The 14841-nt window shown below is 66.9% G+C and carries 11 protein-coding genes and 3 pseudogenes; 8 read left to right on the top strand and 6 right to left on the bottom strand.

Annotation, left to right across the window (positions count from 1 at the left end; all coding sequences use genetic code 11):
* Positions 1 to 151 precede the first annotated feature (151 nt).
* Positions 152 to 1060, bottom strand: coding sequence for a helix-turn-helix domain-containing protein (locus tag ABD716_RS05355; protein WP_344774575.1), 909 nt, complete (start codon positions 1058 to 1060; stop codon positions 152 to 154).
* A 490-nt stretch (positions 1061 to 1550) separates the two neighbouring features.
* Here ABD716_RS05355 and ABD716_RS05350 point away from each other — a divergent pair, with 490 nt between their 5' ends.
* Together ABD716_RS05350 and ABD716_RS05345 are read left to right on the top strand one after the other, a co-directional pair.
* On the top strand, positions 1551 to 2159 hold the full coding sequence (locus ABD716_RS05350; protein WP_344774573.1) for a TetR/AcrR family transcriptional regulator: 609 nt from the start codon (positions 1551 to 1553) through the stop codon (positions 2157 to 2159).
* Positions 2143 to 3297, top strand: a complete 1155-nt coding sequence (locus tag ABD716_RS05345) for an SGNH/GDSL hydrolase family protein (protein WP_344774571.1) — start codon at positions 2143 to 2145, stop codon at positions 3295 to 3297. The genes ABD716_RS05350 and ABD716_RS05345 overlap by 17 nt, the downstream gene beginning before the upstream one ends.
* 827 nt (positions 3298 to 4124) lie before the next feature.
* Here the strand turns inward: ABD716_RS05345 and ABD716_RS05340 are convergent.
* Positions 4125 to 4853, bottom strand: a pseudogene (locus ABD716_RS05340) (IS256 family transposase); the annotation flags it as partial.
* 310 nt (positions 4854 to 5163) lie between these two features.
* On the opposite strand from ABD716_RS05340, the gene ABD716_RS05335 reads away from it, so the two are divergent.
* Both ABD716_RS05335 and ABD716_RS05330 read left to right on the top strand, forming a co-directional pair.
* The gene (locus tag ABD716_RS05335; RefSeq protein WP_344774569.1) at positions 5164 to 6363 is read left to right on the top strand and encodes an IS110 family RNA-guided transposase; all 1200 of its coding nucleotides are present in this window, start codon (positions 5164 to 5166) and stop codon (positions 6361 to 6363) included.
* Between the two features lie 113 nt (positions 6364 to 6476).
* Positions 6477 to 6764, top strand: a pseudogene (locus ABD716_RS05330) (transposase); the annotation flags it as partial.
* 1 nt (position 6765) lies between these two features.
* Here the strand turns inward: ABD716_RS05330 and ABD716_RS05325 are convergent.
* Entirely contained in the window at positions 6766 to 8001 is a 1236-nt protein-coding gene (locus tag ABD716_RS05325) for an IS110 family RNA-guided transposase (RefSeq protein ID WP_344774567.1), read from the bottom strand.
* Between the two features lie 268 nt (positions 8002 to 8269).
* Here ABD716_RS05325 and ABD716_RS05320 point away from each other — a divergent pair.
* A pseudogene (locus tag ABD716_RS05320) lies at positions 8270 to 8500 on the top strand (transposase); the annotation flags it as partial.
* Between the two features lie 97 nt (positions 8501 to 8597).
* On the opposite strand, the gene ABD716_RS05315 reads toward ABD716_RS05320, so the two are convergent.
* Both ABD716_RS05315 and ABD716_RS05310 read right to left on the bottom strand, forming a co-directional pair.
* Positions 8598 to 8963, bottom strand: coding sequence for a transposase (locus tag ABD716_RS05315; protein WP_344774665.1), 366 nt, complete (start codon positions 8961 to 8963; stop codon positions 8598 to 8600).
* Between the two features lie 262 nt (positions 8964 to 9225).
* Positions 9226 to 10059: a helix-turn-helix domain-containing protein gene (locus tag ABD716_RS05310; protein ID WP_344774565.1), complete on the bottom strand. Its 834-nt coding sequence runs from the start codon at positions 10057 to 10059 to the stop codon at positions 9226 to 9228.
* Between the two features lie 112 nt (positions 10060 to 10171).
* On the opposite strand from ABD716_RS05310, the gene ABD716_RS05305 reads away from it, so the two are divergent.
* Positions 10172 to 10948, top strand: a complete 777-nt coding sequence (locus ABD716_RS05305) for an alpha/beta fold hydrolase (RefSeq protein WP_067200821.1) — start codon at positions 10172 to 10174, stop codon at positions 10946 to 10948.
* A gap of 54 nt (positions 10949 to 11002) precedes the next feature.
* On the opposite strand, the gene ABD716_RS05300 is transcribed toward ABD716_RS05305, so the two are convergent.
* A complete protein-coding gene (locus tag ABD716_RS05300; protein ID WP_344774563.1) occupies positions 11003 to 12310 on the bottom strand; it encodes a cytosine permease in 1308 nt (435 codons plus the stop codon).
* A 127-nt stretch (positions 12311 to 12437) separates the two neighbouring features.
* Between ABD716_RS05300 and ABD716_RS05295 the strand changes: the two genes are divergently transcribed.
* Positions 12438 to 13808 carry an amidase family protein gene (locus ABD716_RS05295; protein ID WP_344774561.1) on the top strand — a complete coding sequence of 457 codons (1371 nt, stop codon included), beginning with the start codon at positions 12438 to 12440 and terminating at the stop codon, positions 13806 to 13808.
* The gene (locus tag ABD716_RS05290) at positions 13805 to 14830 is read left to right on the top strand and encodes an alpha/beta fold hydrolase (protein ID WP_344774559.1); all 1026 of its coding nucleotides are present in this window, start codon (positions 13805 to 13807) and stop codon (positions 14828 to 14830) included. Before ABD716_RS05295 ends, ABD716_RS05290 begins: the two co-directional genes overlap by 4 nt.
* Positions 14831 to 14841 lie beyond the last annotated feature (11 nt).

Genomic DNA, 14841 nt, shown 5'->3' with positions numbered 1-14841 from the left:
CCAGGCGGTGCGACCGCCAGAATCCACACTGAAACCGACGTGTCTGTCCCGTCCTAACGCTGCTCGGCGGACACGCGGGAGACCCCGGGAGGGAAGAGGGTTCGCGTCACGCAGAACGCGGTCGTTCTGGCGAGTCTCTTGAGACGTGCGGTCAGCCGACTGCCGAGTTCAACGGCGCGGCGCTGCTCTCGACGTGCATGGACAGGGCAGTGCGGTACTGCGACGGGGTAACGCCGAATCGTTGACGGAACCATCGCGAGGCTACCCGTGGATCACTCCAGCCCACCGCTTGAGACGCGCATGCGAGCGACATGTCGGTCTCTTCGATAAGCCGGGTGAACTCAGTGACGCGAACCTCCGTGAGAAATCGCATCGGAGGTGCGCCCGCGTACCGGGCGAACAAACGAGTCAGATGTGTGCGAGACAGTGCGACCTCCCGCGCCAGCGATGACACCGTCCAAGGCTCGGCGAGCCTGGCACGTAGCACGTGAACTGCTTTCCCGATATGCCCGATCAGCACTGGGTCGGTCAGGCGACCCTCCACAGGGTGCCACGCATCCACGAGACCTTCTGATCGGGCGTCCGGGGCGAGGAAGACAGGCGCTACCGCCGCAACCCACTGCGCGACCAACTCGATCGTGCGTGCCGTCACCAACTCCAACGGCTGACGATTCGTATCAAGCAAGCTGAGCTGCCGCCAAATCGGCTCCAGCGCGCGTAAACGCTCTTCCCCGACATGCAGTACCAGCGGCGTGCCATCCCAATCATCAGGATGAAGACCAGGAACGAGGCGCTGCTTGATCGGCAGAAAGCATTCCATCTGCCTTCGCCACAGTGCGTCGTCGGCATACACCGTCCAGGCCCGCACCTCAGGCTTCGGAACCAACTGACACCACCTGCCAGCCCCGACCGCGACCGCAGAACCCGCTGACAGGAGCACGCTGCGTTCTTTCGTCCGGATCTCGCACACGCCATCGACGACATTGACGATCTTCGCGAACGGAAACACTGCACGCGCGGTCGGCAACCGGCGCACCACCTCGATCGCGGTGATTCGCATCGGCAAGTCACCTCGCAGAGGCGCGCTTTCCTGTGGACCAACCTGCGTCGATCGCACGTGCGCTATGCACGGCGCCAACGTGTCTCGAGCAGGATCGTGAGATTCCGCCGTGATCCTCTCCTCTCTGAACCGTGCCTACCTCGTATGCCTCTTGGTCGCGGCACAGTCGCGGGTTCTTCATGCTGGAGATGCAGAGGAACCTCGCGGGAGTGTCGCCTGCGCACCGAAACCGTTCTACGGCGGCGCCAAGCACGTGAGAGACCCGACACGGAACGTGACGCTACGTAATGTCGCATCGGGCAACGCTCGAACGTCCATTCGTTGACGCAGGTTCACTCCACAGGAGCCGATGAAACCTCTCGTGCCCTGGGCGCTGGAGGGGGCGGTGAGGCGGTTCATCGGCTGATGGCGATAGCCTCCGCTCTTCGCGTCGATGCCGACCAGTAGCCTAAACATGTTAGGGTAAATCCTAACAAAGGAAGGTGATGAAGTGAATCGTGTGCGACTCACGGCGGAGCGCCTCGTGGAGGACGCGTGTCGTCTTGCGGATGAGCAGGGACTGGAGCGCGTCACAATGTCTGCTCTTGCCCGACGGGCCGGGGTGCAGACCGCGAGTCTGTACACGCACGTTCGCAGTTTGCGGGATCTGCAGACGCGCATGACACTGCAGGCGCTTTCTGAGCTTTCTGACCGGTTGTCCGTGGCGCTGTCGGGCCGGTCGGGGCGTGACGCGTTGACGGCCTTGGCAGCCACGTATCGGTCATATGCGGCGGATCATCCTGGACGGTATGAGGCTGCGCACCTGCGGTTGGATTCGCCGACTGCGCGTTCGAGTGATGGCCCGCGGCATGTGCAGCTGACTGCGGCGGTACTGAGGGGATACGAGGTTCCGGAAGAGGAGCAGGTGCATGCCGTCCGGTTCATCGGTGCAACTATCCACGGATACATCGACCTGCAGCGATCGGGTGCGTTCGCGCACTCGCAGCCCGACCCTGAGGTCAGCTGGCAACGCTGCATCGACGCGTTGCACCAGCTACTGAGTCACTGGCCAACACATCTAGATGAACGTGAAGGAGGATCTGATGGAGATCACAGCTGAACTTGTTCGTGGTGCTGTCGAGATCGAGCGCACCGAGACCGGGGTTCGTCCGCATCGTCTGCCTGAATGGGCTCGACGTCAAGCAGACGCGCAACTCGAGCGGGTCGAAGCGCAGCCCGCGGGAGTACGAATCGTTTTTCGATCTGCCGCGACACGCGTGACACTTGCGGCTCGCGCTGAACGTTTCGGTTACGTCGGCGTTCCGCTGCGTGCGCCGGGCGTGTTCGATGTACTCGTCGACGGGGAACTCGTCGCCTCGGCCTCGCTTTCGAGCGCGGTTCAGATCCTTCGTGACCTCACCACTGGCGAGATCACCCGCTCAGAGGCCGAGCCGGAAGAGCTGACCTTTGAGCTCGGCGTGTCCGGTGGCGTGGAACGTCTAGTCGAGATATGGCTGCCGTATTCGGAGTCAGTCGAACTGATCTCCATTGACGCAGATGAGCCGCTCGCTCCGGCGCACCGGCCAGCTCCAACATGGGTTCATTACGGGTCCTCGATCAGCCAGGGATCTAACGCAGCCAGCGCGGCCACCATCTGGACGGCGGTTGCCGCGCGTCTCGGAGGCGTAGAACTCACGAACCTGGGCTTCGGTGGCAGTGCCCTACTGGACCCGTTCGTCGCACGAACGATACGGGATCTGCCCGCCGACTTGATCTCCGTGAAAGTGGGGATCAACATCGTCAACGCGGATCTCATGCGCCGTCGCGCTTTCGCCCCGGCACTCCATGGCTTCCTCGACGTGATCCGGGACGGTCACCCCGACACGCCTTTGCTGCTGGTCACCCCGCTGTGGAGCCCGATCTTCGAACACACACCCGGGCCCGGAGCGTTCGACCCTGACGCGCTCTCCCGGGGAGAGACGAGATTCGTCGCTGCCGGCGACCCAGCGGAGGTCCGAAGTGGAAAGCTTGATCTCGCCACGATCCGCGCTGACATCGACCGGGTAGTTCACGACCGTTCCGCGTCCGACCCGAACCTTTTCCAACTCGACGGAATGGCCCTCTACGGGGCGAGCGATGCACAGTCACATCCACTCCCAGACGACCTCCACCCTGATGCGGCCACCCACCGGCTTCTCGGGGAGAGGTTCGCCGAGGAGGTTTTCGGCGTTGAGGGGGCGATCCCCACCACAAGGTGACAGTGACTGCGTTGATCTAGTCGTTGCGTTGAGCGAGCCAGATCCCCAGCCTTCGTAGAGGATTCGACGAGCTGACTGATGCGTCGCGGCCGTCTGATGCCTCTCGTACGGCGCGCGCCCGTCGTGACCATGCCGTCGACCGGCTGATCCTGCCCCCGGCGCAGGCCGAGCTACACGTCCTCGTCGAGGATGTGCCGATCGAGTTGCTGGGGGGAGGCGGAGCGGGCGGCGAGGAGTCCGCCGATGCCGGGGATGAGGGAGAGCACCCAGACGATGTGTCGGTCACCGCGGACGAGGATCGCGGTGATGACGGTGGCCATGTACGCCAGGCCGTGCAGCGGCCCCAGAATCTGCGAGATCGCGGGTGCATGCACGGTGAGCATGTTGGCGAGCATGAGGATGAGGGTGACCAGTTCGGCCGTCCCCGCGATCTGGAGCATGCGGCGTGGACTCATAGCCCGACTCCCGTGGTCGATCCCGGCCGGTAGATCATGAGGACGACGACGATGGCCCACACCACGTTGAAGATCCCGGTGACCATGCTCAGGCTCCCCGGGATCCGGTCGAGCGAGGGCTGGGCCGGATCGGCTGCGTCGGGGTCGAGAGCGCGGACGAGGCGTGACTGTCTGGGCAGGATGAAGGCGATGAGCAGGACCGCGGCGATCGCGGTGAGGATCATCGACGCGATCAGCCACGCGTCGCCGAGGACGCCGATGCTCGCCGCTGTGGCCAGCCCGAACACGGGCACCAGGACGGCGATCACGCTGTAGACGCGGGTGACGCGGTGCAGGATGCGTGCCACCGCGGCCTTTCGGGGATCGTCCGGGCCCGTCGCAGACGGCGATGAGGACGTCGTCGCCGCCCCGGTTCTTCAGCTCGGTGAACACCTGCAGCCAGAACCGTGTTCCCTCACCGCCGTCGCCGGCCCAGATGCCGAGGATCTCCCGCTCCCCGTTCGTCGTGACGCCCATCACGACATAGAACGGGGTGTTGCGGACCTGCCCGTCACGGACTTTCACGACGATCGCGTCGACGAAGATCACCGGATAGAGGGGATCCAACGGGCGCGAGGACCACTCGGTGAGCTCCCCGGCGACCTTCTCGGTGATCCGGCTGATCGTGTCTTTCGAGACCTTCGCCCCATAGACCTCGTCGAAGTGCGAGGCGATCTCCCCGGTCGTCAACCCACGGGCGGTCAGCGACAGCACGATCTGGTCGATCCCGTCGAGGCGGCGCTTCCGTTTCGGGACGATCACCGGCTCGAATGACCCGTCACGATCACGAGGCACCTCGATCTCGACCGGGCCGATCTCGGTGAGCACGGTCTTCGTCCGGGTCCCGTTGCGCATGTTCTCGCCGATCGGGGTCCCACCGTGCTCGTGACCGAGGTGCTCGGTCAACTCGGCATTCAAAGCCGTTTCGAGGACGTTCTTCGTGAGCTGGCTGAGCAGGCCACCGGGCCCTGCCAGGCTCACGCCCTGTTCTTTCGCCTGCGTCAGCAACCGCTCTGCAAGTTCCTTCTGGTCGACGATCTCCCCGGTCACCGGATCAACCATCTCGTCATCAGCGACGACGTCGGTCGTGTCAGCCACGGCCATCTCCTTACGGATCAGGCCGGACCCTCACACACCGTTTTTCTTACATCCATGCTGGTATGGCGACGCGGGGGTCGTGACCCGAAATCTGACTGGCGCTCTGCTGGGCCGCCGATGGACTGATAAGTCCGGCCCCCGCGGCGTTCGCGGCGCCGACCGGTCGGGCATGACCTAATACGAGCCTGACCCGCTGCGAGGGCCTGGTGGATGTCCTGTCTGACCGAGCCGGCCGGCGCTGCCCATCCGTTGCGAGCAGAAGGGCATCTCCATCATGACAACCGAACGAGCGAATATCGGCGGTGTCGACTCTCACAAAGACACCATCCACGTCGCCGTCATCAATGACCTCGGCCATCACCTTGACGACCGAGAGTTCCCGACCACCGTTCCCGGCTACCGGCGCGCGGTCGCCTGGCTCATCGAGCACGGCCCACTGCAGGCTGTCGGGGTCGAGGGCACCTCCAGCTACGGTGTCGGGATCACGACAGCGTTGCGGACCGCGGGAATCATCGTGGTCGAGGTCAACCGCACCCGGCCGGCAGAGCGACGCGCGCGGGGCAAGACGGACCGGCTCGACGCCTACCGGGCCGCGCGATCAGTGCTCTCCGGAGAGGCGTCCACTGATCCGAAGAACGCGAGCATCGAACCCCTCCGGGCGCTGACCGTCGCGAGGAGACCTGCGGTCAAGGCGCAGCAAGCAGCCTGGAGACAGATCGACTCACTCCTCGTCAACACGCCCGGCGACCTCCGCGATCGCTACCGGAACCTCTCTGAGACACAGCTCATCGCCGCGCTCGCCCACGTCCGCCCGGACCGGATGAATGACACCGCTGCCGCTGACACGATGTTCGCGTTGCGATCCCTCGCCCGCCGCTACGACGCGCTCGGCGAGGAGATCAGATCGCTCGAGGATCGCATGCGCGCTCGGCCGACGGCGACCAATCCGGCGCTCATGGCGATCAAGGGCGTCGGACCCGTTATCGGCGCGCAGCTGCTGATCACCGCGGGCGACAACCCCGACCGGCTGCGCTCGTCAGCATCATTCGCAGCGCTCTGCGGCACCGCCCCCATCCCTGTCTCCTCCGGTCGCACCGACAGGCACCGGCTCTCCCGCGGCGGCGACCGGCAAGCGAACGCGGCACTGCACCACATCGTGAAGGTCCGCATGTCGTATAACCCCGCCACACGCGACTACCGAGACCGGCATCTCGAGAAGGGGTGGACGATCAGCGCCGTGTTCCGCGCCCTCAAACGCGCCATCGCACGAGAGATCTTCCAAGCCCTCACCGGGCATTGCGTCGTCCCCGACTACAGCGACCTCCGCCCAGCGCGGCGCGCGAAGAACCTCACCCTCACCGCAGCCGCCCAACACCTCGGCGTCTGGCCATCCCGGATCGGCGAACTCGAACTCGGCAGACGACCCAACGACGACCTCGCCCACCGCTACCGCGAATGGCTCACCGCCGCTTGACACGCAATAGGAGCATCAGACCCGCACTGCCGAGTGAGCTTCTTGCGGTTGACGGATAGCTCTGAGGTTACTCCAATCCTGCTTCTCATGTCAGGCCAACCAAATCCACCGTTACTCGGACAGTCCCGACGGTCGTGCAGCAATGCATTGTGCACCTGATCCGCAACTCGTTCCGCTACGCCGGGCGGCAGCACCGGGACGCGATCGTCCGTTCCCTCAAGCCCGTGTACACGGCCCCGTCCGAGCAGGCGGCCAAGGACAGGTTCGAGGAGTTCGCCGCGGAGTGGGGTGAGCGGTATCCGGCGATCGTGCAGCTGTGGCGGAACTCTTGGGCGGAGTTCGTTCCCTTCCTCGAATACGACGTGGAGATCCGGCGGGTGATCTGCACGACGGATGAAATAGTCAAGCCTTCGTGGGCATCTGCTCCTTGTCGGTGGGGTGGAAGTCGATCCGGTCGGCGCCAGCCGGCCGGGATGGTTGCCAGCTTGCGACGAGGCGTTCGTAGGCTTGCTCGCTCTTCTCGACCAGGTCGCGTTCGAAGCGACGGAGCTGCTTGTCGTTGTAGTCGTAGCCGGTGCCGCGCCGCGCGTGGGCCTTTGGTGCTCCCGCCGTCAGCTCGAGCTTGCGGCGCTTGAACGCGCCCAAGCTCGGCCGTGCGAACGCGTAGTCCTCGTCCTTGGTGACCAGGTGCCAGGCGAGCACGAGCATCTTCCGTGCGGTCGCGACTACGGCGATCTGGAACCCGCGCCGCTGCTTGATGCGGTGGTAGAACGCGCGCAGCGGGCCCGGTGCTTTCGCCGCGATCCACGCCGCTTCGACGAGCATGCCGCGGGTCGAAGCCCGCCCGGTCTTGGTGATGTGCGAGTGGATCGCCGGAGAGTTTCCCGACTGGCGAACTTTCGGATGCAACCCGAGGTAGGCGACGAGTTTGTCGGGCGACTCGAACCGGGAGAAGTCGCCGACCGCAGCGACGATCGACACGGCCACGATGACATCGACCCCGGGGATCGTCATCAGCCGTCGTACTGCCTGATCGCCAAGTGCTTGCTGCGCGATCGCCCGGTCCGCGTCGGTGAGCTCCGCGCCCAGGAAGTCCAGCTGGCGGAGCAGCGATGTCACCGACGCGCGTTCGTCTTCGGGCAGCGGGAGCAGTTCCAGCCATGACCGGCCTGTCTTTCCGAACAGATCCGTCACCGGCGGTCGCGGCATCAGGTTGCGGTGCAGCACCGCTTGCACCCGGTTCTTGATCCGGGTGCGCTGCCGCACCAGATGCGCTCGCGCCGTCGTCATCCGACGCAGCATCGCGGTGCGATCGTCGGGCAGCCAAACAGGCGGCAGGAAGTCCGCAGCGAGCAGTTGGGCGAGGATTCTCGCGTCGACCTTGTCGGTCTTGATCTTCGCCTCCGCGATCGCCCTCGTCTTCAGCGGGTTTGATACGACGACCCGGCCAGCGTGCTGCGACAGCAACGTCGCGATAGCGTCGCTGTTACCGGTGGCTTCCAGTGCGACCTGGTCGTCGATCGTGAGCTGGGCAGCCCACTTCCGCAGCGCCTCCGGCCTGCAGTCCACCCGACCCGCGTCGACCACCAGACCGTCCTCGACGATCGCGATCTGCGCGAAGTCACGATGGATGTCCATACCGACGAATCTCGGCATCATCCCGTTCCTCTCGTTCCGTTCTCGAGCGGGAAAGGGTTGGGCGAACCGACACTTACGGATTCGCGCTCACGGCGCAGCCGGACAAGTCGCAAGGGCGGCCATCTACTAACGCGGGCTCTCAGCCCATCGAACAGAACGGCCTGCCCATACCGATTTCCCTAGGAGCCCCTGTTCCGGACGGTCTCACCGTAGAACCAGATCGACGATCCAGCCAGCCAGACGAACACGTGAGGCACCCACGACTTTCATATCCGGTACCAACGCGATCGAGTCGATCAACGCCCGGTATCGGCGGGCCGTCCGAGCTCGGGGACACTTCCCCAACGAGGCCGCCGCGCTCAAGTGCCTGTATCTCGTGACGAGGTCGCTTGACCCGACCGGCGGGGGCCGGGCACGCTGGGTGATGAGGTGGAAGCCCGCGCTGAACGCGTTCGCGATCACCTTCGCCGGAAGGTTCGAGAGAACCACTCACTCATGAAAATCGCCGGACCGCACACACCGTCTTTCGGACAGACCCTGTCTCTTCACTCGAACCGCCACGGTGACGTCCCGCGTAGTGGATGCTTCTATTGCTGTCAAGTGGTCAGTGGTGGGCTGATTCGTTCCAGGGCGGCGGTCGCTTGAGCTTCGAGGTCGGGGTCGGCGCGGGTGCCGATCTCGAGTCGTCGTAGCCGCTGGTAGGGGACGCCGAGAGTGGCGGCGAGAACGGTGATCGGGATTCCGATCTGCCGCCAGTGCGTGGGTGGGAACTCCGCGAATGCGAGGAGGTCTTCGCGGGCGTCGTCGAGCATGTCCGCCACGGTCGGGTGGGACCGGGCGAGCATGGTGACGACTTCGTCGAATTGGGCGCCGACGAGGTCGCGTTTACCGCGCGGGACGAAGATCGTGCGGATGATCGCGGCGAGCATCGGGCGGGCGACCTTGGGCACTCGGGTGAGCATCGACGACGCCATGCGCTGATCCGACATCGGGATCGACCGGTACGGTCGAAGGATGGATGCGGCTCGTCGCCCTTCTGGGCCTCGACCTCAGCGCACTGTGGGAGATCGTCGAGTGGGCCGGGTGGCGGTTCATCAGCAGCGACGTCTATGAGCTATCAGGACACGATCGGCGACATGGTCGCCGGCGGCATCGGTGCGGCGGCCGCCGGTGTTCTGCTCGCCCGTGTCGGGCTGCGTCGCACCGACGTCGCCTGAGGAGCAGTCATCCGACCGGATCGAGCGCGGCGGTCTGCCAGGCACCGGGGCGCATGCCGGTGGCGTTGCGGAAGAAGACGGAGAAGGTGGAGGGGTCGGGGAAGCCGAGCACGGCCGCGCAGGAGGCCGCCGTCAACCGATCGTGGGCCAGCAGTCGCTTCGCCTCGAGAACGATGCGGTCCACGATGCAGCCTTTCGCGGTTCGACCGGTCGCCCGCAGCGCCGCGCGTGAGAGCGTCCGCGGCGCGTATCCGAGAGTGCGGGCGTAGAAGAGCGTGTCGTGGTGCTCGCGGAAGTGCGTCTCCACACTCTCCCGGAAGACCCTGAACACCCGATTCGCCGCGGCCGCTTCCCCGTGTGGCGGCCGCAGCCTGCCCAACAGCGCCGACAGCAGGATCGACGGGACCTCGCCGGCGCAGCCCGGACCTGCGGCCGCGGTTTCGAGCACGAGGTGCGCACGAGCCGCGTCGACGAACATCCGCTCCGCCTCCGGCAGGCGCCACGCGCCGACGAGGTCCGGGTCGGCGACGATCCGACGGGTGACATCGGTGACCGGGGCCGTCGGCACGAACAGCACGAGGGTTCCCCACACCGCCGCGATGTCGTCCCACCGGTGAACGGCTCCCGGCGGAATCCACACCGCCGACCCCGGCTCGAGGGGGAAGGAGGCGAAATCGACGGTCGCCGCACCGTGCCCGGCGTCGACCAGTCCAATGACGTGGAAATCGGCACGTTGCGTCCCGCCGTCGTTCCGGTCGCGCAACTGGCGGAACGTCATCGTCTCGACCGGCGTCGCACGCCCGTTCGGAGGCTGATAGGTCATCTGCGCGATGCTCGGCACGTGTCCAGTTTCCCCTATCTCAGGTCAGGTTCTGGCGATGCGCAGCCGCCGAGGCCCACGTTGGATGGATTCGAGGAGAAGTACCTCGACCAACCGATCGAAGGAGCACTCGATGGCCGACACCACACTGACGGATCTGCCCGCTTACGACCACCGCACCGGCACGGGACCCACCCTGGTGTTCCTGCACTACTGGGGAGGCTCGTCGCGCACCTGGGATCTCGTTCTGAAGCGCCTTTCCGAGCGGGACACGCTCACCCTGGACTTCCGCGGCTGGGGCCGCTCGCGCGATCTCTCGGGCCCCTACACGCTGCGGCAGCTCGCGGCCGACGTGCTCACCGTGATCGAGGACGCCGGCGTCGACGACTACGTCCTCGTCGGTCACTCGATGGGCGGGAAGGTCGCCCAGCTGGTGGCCGCCACCCAGCCCGCCGGTCTGCGCGGCATCGTGCTCGTTGGATCGGGACCGGCGAAGCCGCACGAGAAGATCACGCCCGAGTACCAGCAGGTGCTCTCGCACGCGTACGACACGGCGGAGTCCATCGCCGGTGTCCGCGACCACGTCCTGACGGCGACGCCGCTTCCGCAGCGGCTGGCGGATCGGATCGTGACGGACTCCCTCGCGAGCGCCGAGGATGCCCGCACGGAGTGGCCGCTGCGCGGCATCGCCGAGGATGTCGCCGAGCAGACCCGCGCGATCACCGTGCCGGCGCTCGTCGTGGCCGGAGAGCGCGACGCCGTCGAGCCCGTCGACGTGCTGCGGCACAACCTGATGCCCTTCCTCGACCGCGCCGAACTCCAGGTCATCCCGGTCACCGGCCACCTCATCCCGTTCGAGGCGCCCGAGGCGCTGGCCGACGCCATCGCGGCCTTCGAACCGGCCCGCTGACGCGGGGGCAGTGCCCGCCTGCCGGGGGCGGCGGTCTCGGCAGGCAGGCACTCGCTACGCCTCGGTGCGGACGGCGCTGCGCGCGGGGGACGCGAGGCGCTCGGCGATCAGGGAGGCGACAGCGGCGACGACGATCCCGACGACCGCGTCGCTCAGCGCCGGGGCGAACAGGTGGGTGAGCAGCGCCGCGGCGGACCCGATGGCCCACGCGACGAACGCTCCGACGCGCACACGCGCGGCATCCGCAGCGAGAAACCCGTAGCCGCGAACCAGGACGCTCACGATGATCACCACGCCGATCGGGGGCACGATGACGCCGAGGATCGTGAGCCAGTCGCTGAACAAGGACCACACTCCGAGCCCGGCGGCGAATAGACCGATGAGCCCCAGCACTACCGTGGTCGTGCGGAACCGGGCGCCGGTCGCGTGGCTCCATCCCATCGCGCCGTTGTAGAGGCAATGGGCGCAGACGGCGGCGAGGTTGAGCACCACGAAGACGGCGACGACGACCTGGGAGACGGGGCTGCCGAGGAGGACGCCGATGAACATGCCGCCGTTGACGGCCGGATCCACCGCGAGTCCGGCCGAGACCACGAGCACCCCGATGAACGCCGAGACGAACTGGCCGACGGGGAAGGCCGCCAGAGTTGCCGCGACGGCCTCTCGACCGGTCCGCGAGAACCGGGTGAAGTCGGCGGTCATCGTCCCGGCGTCGACCAGGCTCGCTATGACGACGGTCACTCCGACCCCGAGGGGCCACGCCGCGGCGGTGCGGGACGCGCCGGCGTACGCGGCGATGTCGGGCCACCCCTGGGCGGTCCCGCCGATGACCAGCGCCGCAACGCCGAAGACGATGAACAGCGGGGCCGAGATGTATCCGATCCACGAGATCGCCCGGATACCGACGAAGGTGATGAAGATGAAGACGATCCCCGCTGCGATGGCGAGGATGGCCGCATTCCACCCCGTGATCGCGGAGAGCAGGGACCCCGTCAGCCCGGTCTGGAAGGCGTACCAGCCCACGATCACCGTCGAGAGCAGGAGAGCCGGCACCAGAGCGCCGACGCGGCCGAACACCGACCGCGAGAACTGCCCGAAGTTGCGACCCGTGTGCCCGGCCGTGTAACTCAGGATGCCGACGTAGACCGCCAGCACCGCGGCACCGATCACCAGAGCGAGGAGCCCTTGCGCGAAGCCGAGAAAGTAGGCGAGCTGCCCTCCGATCACCGTCGCCGTGAGGACCATGGGCATGCCGGCCCAGGCCGCCCCGATCGCCAGCGTGCTCTTGCGGTGCTCGGGAGGCACGGGAGTGTGTTCGTACTGGTCGTCCAGACGCGGAGGATGCGTGTGGATGTCGGTCATGGCGGCTCCGTTCGGGTGTGTGAATGCCGGGCAGGTCGGCGGCAGTGCGCCCCCTGACGACCGGATCGTCATCGATTTGTGATCATGAGTAAACACATCTTTACCCATTTGTGCAAGAATAGCGTTCGTGCATCCGACCGACTCAGCCGTCCCCGATGACATCGCCGCCTGGCGCGCTTCCCACGCGCGCGACGGCGCGGCGAATCTCCGGGAGATGCGATCGCGGGCGGCGCAGGCGGCGGCTTCGTGTGGGGCCTACGTCCGGGTGATGGAGCCCTCCGCATCGTCCTCCGGCGTCCTTGCGGGGGTGCCGTTCGCGGTGAAGGACAACATCGTCGTCGCGGGAGCACCCACGACGGCAGGAAGTCTCGCGCTGGACGACCTGCTGCTCTCGCCGACCGCCTCGGTCGTGCGCACGCTCGCCGCCGCCGGGGCGACCGTCGTCGGCAAGGCCAACATGCACGAACTCGCTCTTGGCGTCACATCCGACAATGCCGGCTACGGTGCCGTGAGCGACCCGCGGCATCCGGGAAGGTCGGCGGGCGGCTCCAGCGGCGGCTCGGCAGCTGCGATCGCCGCCGGTTCCGCGGCCTTCTCCCTCGGAACCGACACCGGCGGATCGATGACGATACCGGCCTCGTTCTGCGGTGTGGTCGGGATGCGTCCCACCCACGGACGCTACGCGGGAGACGGAGTCTTGATGATCTCACAGAGCCGCGACACGATCGGTGTCATGGCACATAACGTCGGCGACGTCCAGTTCATCGACGGGCTGATCAGCGGAGACACGACGGCCGGGTCGGCGGGCACGCGGCTGGGCGTTCCGCAGGGCGCCTATTGGGACCAGATCGACGACGCGGTGCGCGGCGCCGCGATGCACGCGCTCGACGAGCTCGCATACCACGGATTCGAGCTGGTCGAGATCGACCTGAGCGATGTGCAGGCCCGCGCGCTGGAGCACCGCCACGACCTCGTCGGCTACGAGGCGCCCCGCGCGCTCGACGCGCTCCTGCAGGCGTCGGACCTCAGCATCCGTTCCGTGGCGGAACTCGTCGGAGAGGTGCGCTCACCGGACGTTCGTGCGGCGTTGGCCGGTTTCGTCGCCGCACCGGTGGGTGAGCGCCGCTATCGCGCAGCCCTCCGACTGCGCCGCGATCTGCGCGCGATCGTGAAGCATCGCGTCCTCGCCGCCGGGGTGGATGCGCTCGTCTACCCGTCCACCCCGGTGGTCGCCGTGGAACTCGGCGCAGATCGCGCTGTGGTCAACGGCCACGAGTCGCCCCTGTTCGAGACGATCACACGCAACACCGAGACAGCGAGCATGCTCGGGCATCCGATGATCACTGTTCCCGCCGTGCGGGATCCCGATCGCCCCCCGGTCGGGCTCACGATCGAGTCGCTCCCCGGCAGCGACAGAGATGTGCTGGCTACCGCGGTGGAGATCGAACGGGTCTTGCGCGCCGGCGGGTCCAGGCGGATGCCGGAGGCCGCATCGTGAGCGGCTCGGTCGTCCGCACGCATCCGCTCGGGGATCTCGCCCTCGACACCGGTCGACGTCTCTCGGACGCCGCACTCGTTTACGAGGTGCACGGCGAGCCTGCGGCGGACGGGTCGAATGTGATCCTGTTCCCGACCTTCTTCATGGGCACGCATGCGGAGAACCGCTGGCTCATCGGGCCCGGCCGGCCGCTGGATCCCCGGCGCTACTGCATCGTCGTCCCGAATCTGCTGGGCAACGGCGTCTCGACCTCGCCCAGCAACGCCGCGGCAGGGCAGCGCGGCGCCGACTTCCCGACGGTGGGGTACGGCGACCAGGTCCGCGCGCAGCGCCGTCTCATCCGCGAGGTCTTCGGGGTGGCGCAGCTGCACGCGGTCGTCGGCTGGTCGATGGGGGCCGCGCAGGCGCTGCACTGGGCGGTCGCCTTTCCGCGGGAGGTCGAGCGCGTCTTCGCGTTTTGCGGCTCGGCGCGGACGTCGGAGCTCAACGCCGTGTTCCTCGACAGCGTGGAGGCCGCGATCCGCACCGACCCGATGCTCGCCGACGGCATCCCGACCGCTGGGTTGCGAGCCGCCGCACGCGTGTATGCCGGCTGGGGCTTCAGCGGCGCCTTCTACGAGGGCCAGGAGTACCGCACCCTCGGCTTCGACACGCGGGAGGACTTCGTGCGCGGCTTCTGGGAGGAGATGCTGCTCGCGCAGGACCCGTGGAACCTGATCACGATGATCCGGACGTGGCGCGAGGGAGATGTCGGGACGACGGCCGGCAGCAGCACGGACGCGGCGCTCGCCGGGATCACCGCACGCACCGCGATCCTCTCGGCGGCGCTGGACATGTACTTCACTCCCGATCAGGGCGCACGAGACGCCGAGCGCATCCCGGGCGCGACGTTCGAGGTGATTCCGGGGACGTGGGGGCACTCCGCGGGAGTGGGTCTGAACCCGCCGGACAATGCTTTCATCGACCGCGCGCTGCGGGAGCTGCTCGGCCGCGATAGTGTCGACCTCGACCCGACGTCCTGAAGGAGCAAGCC

The sequence above is a fragment of the Gryllotalpicola kribbensis genome (assembly GCF_039538245.1).
Lineage (GTDB): Bacteria > Actinomycetota > Actinomycetes > Actinomycetales > Microbacteriaceae > Gryllotalpicola > Gryllotalpicola kribbensis.
This window is presented reverse-complemented; position numbering and strand designations above follow the sequence as displayed.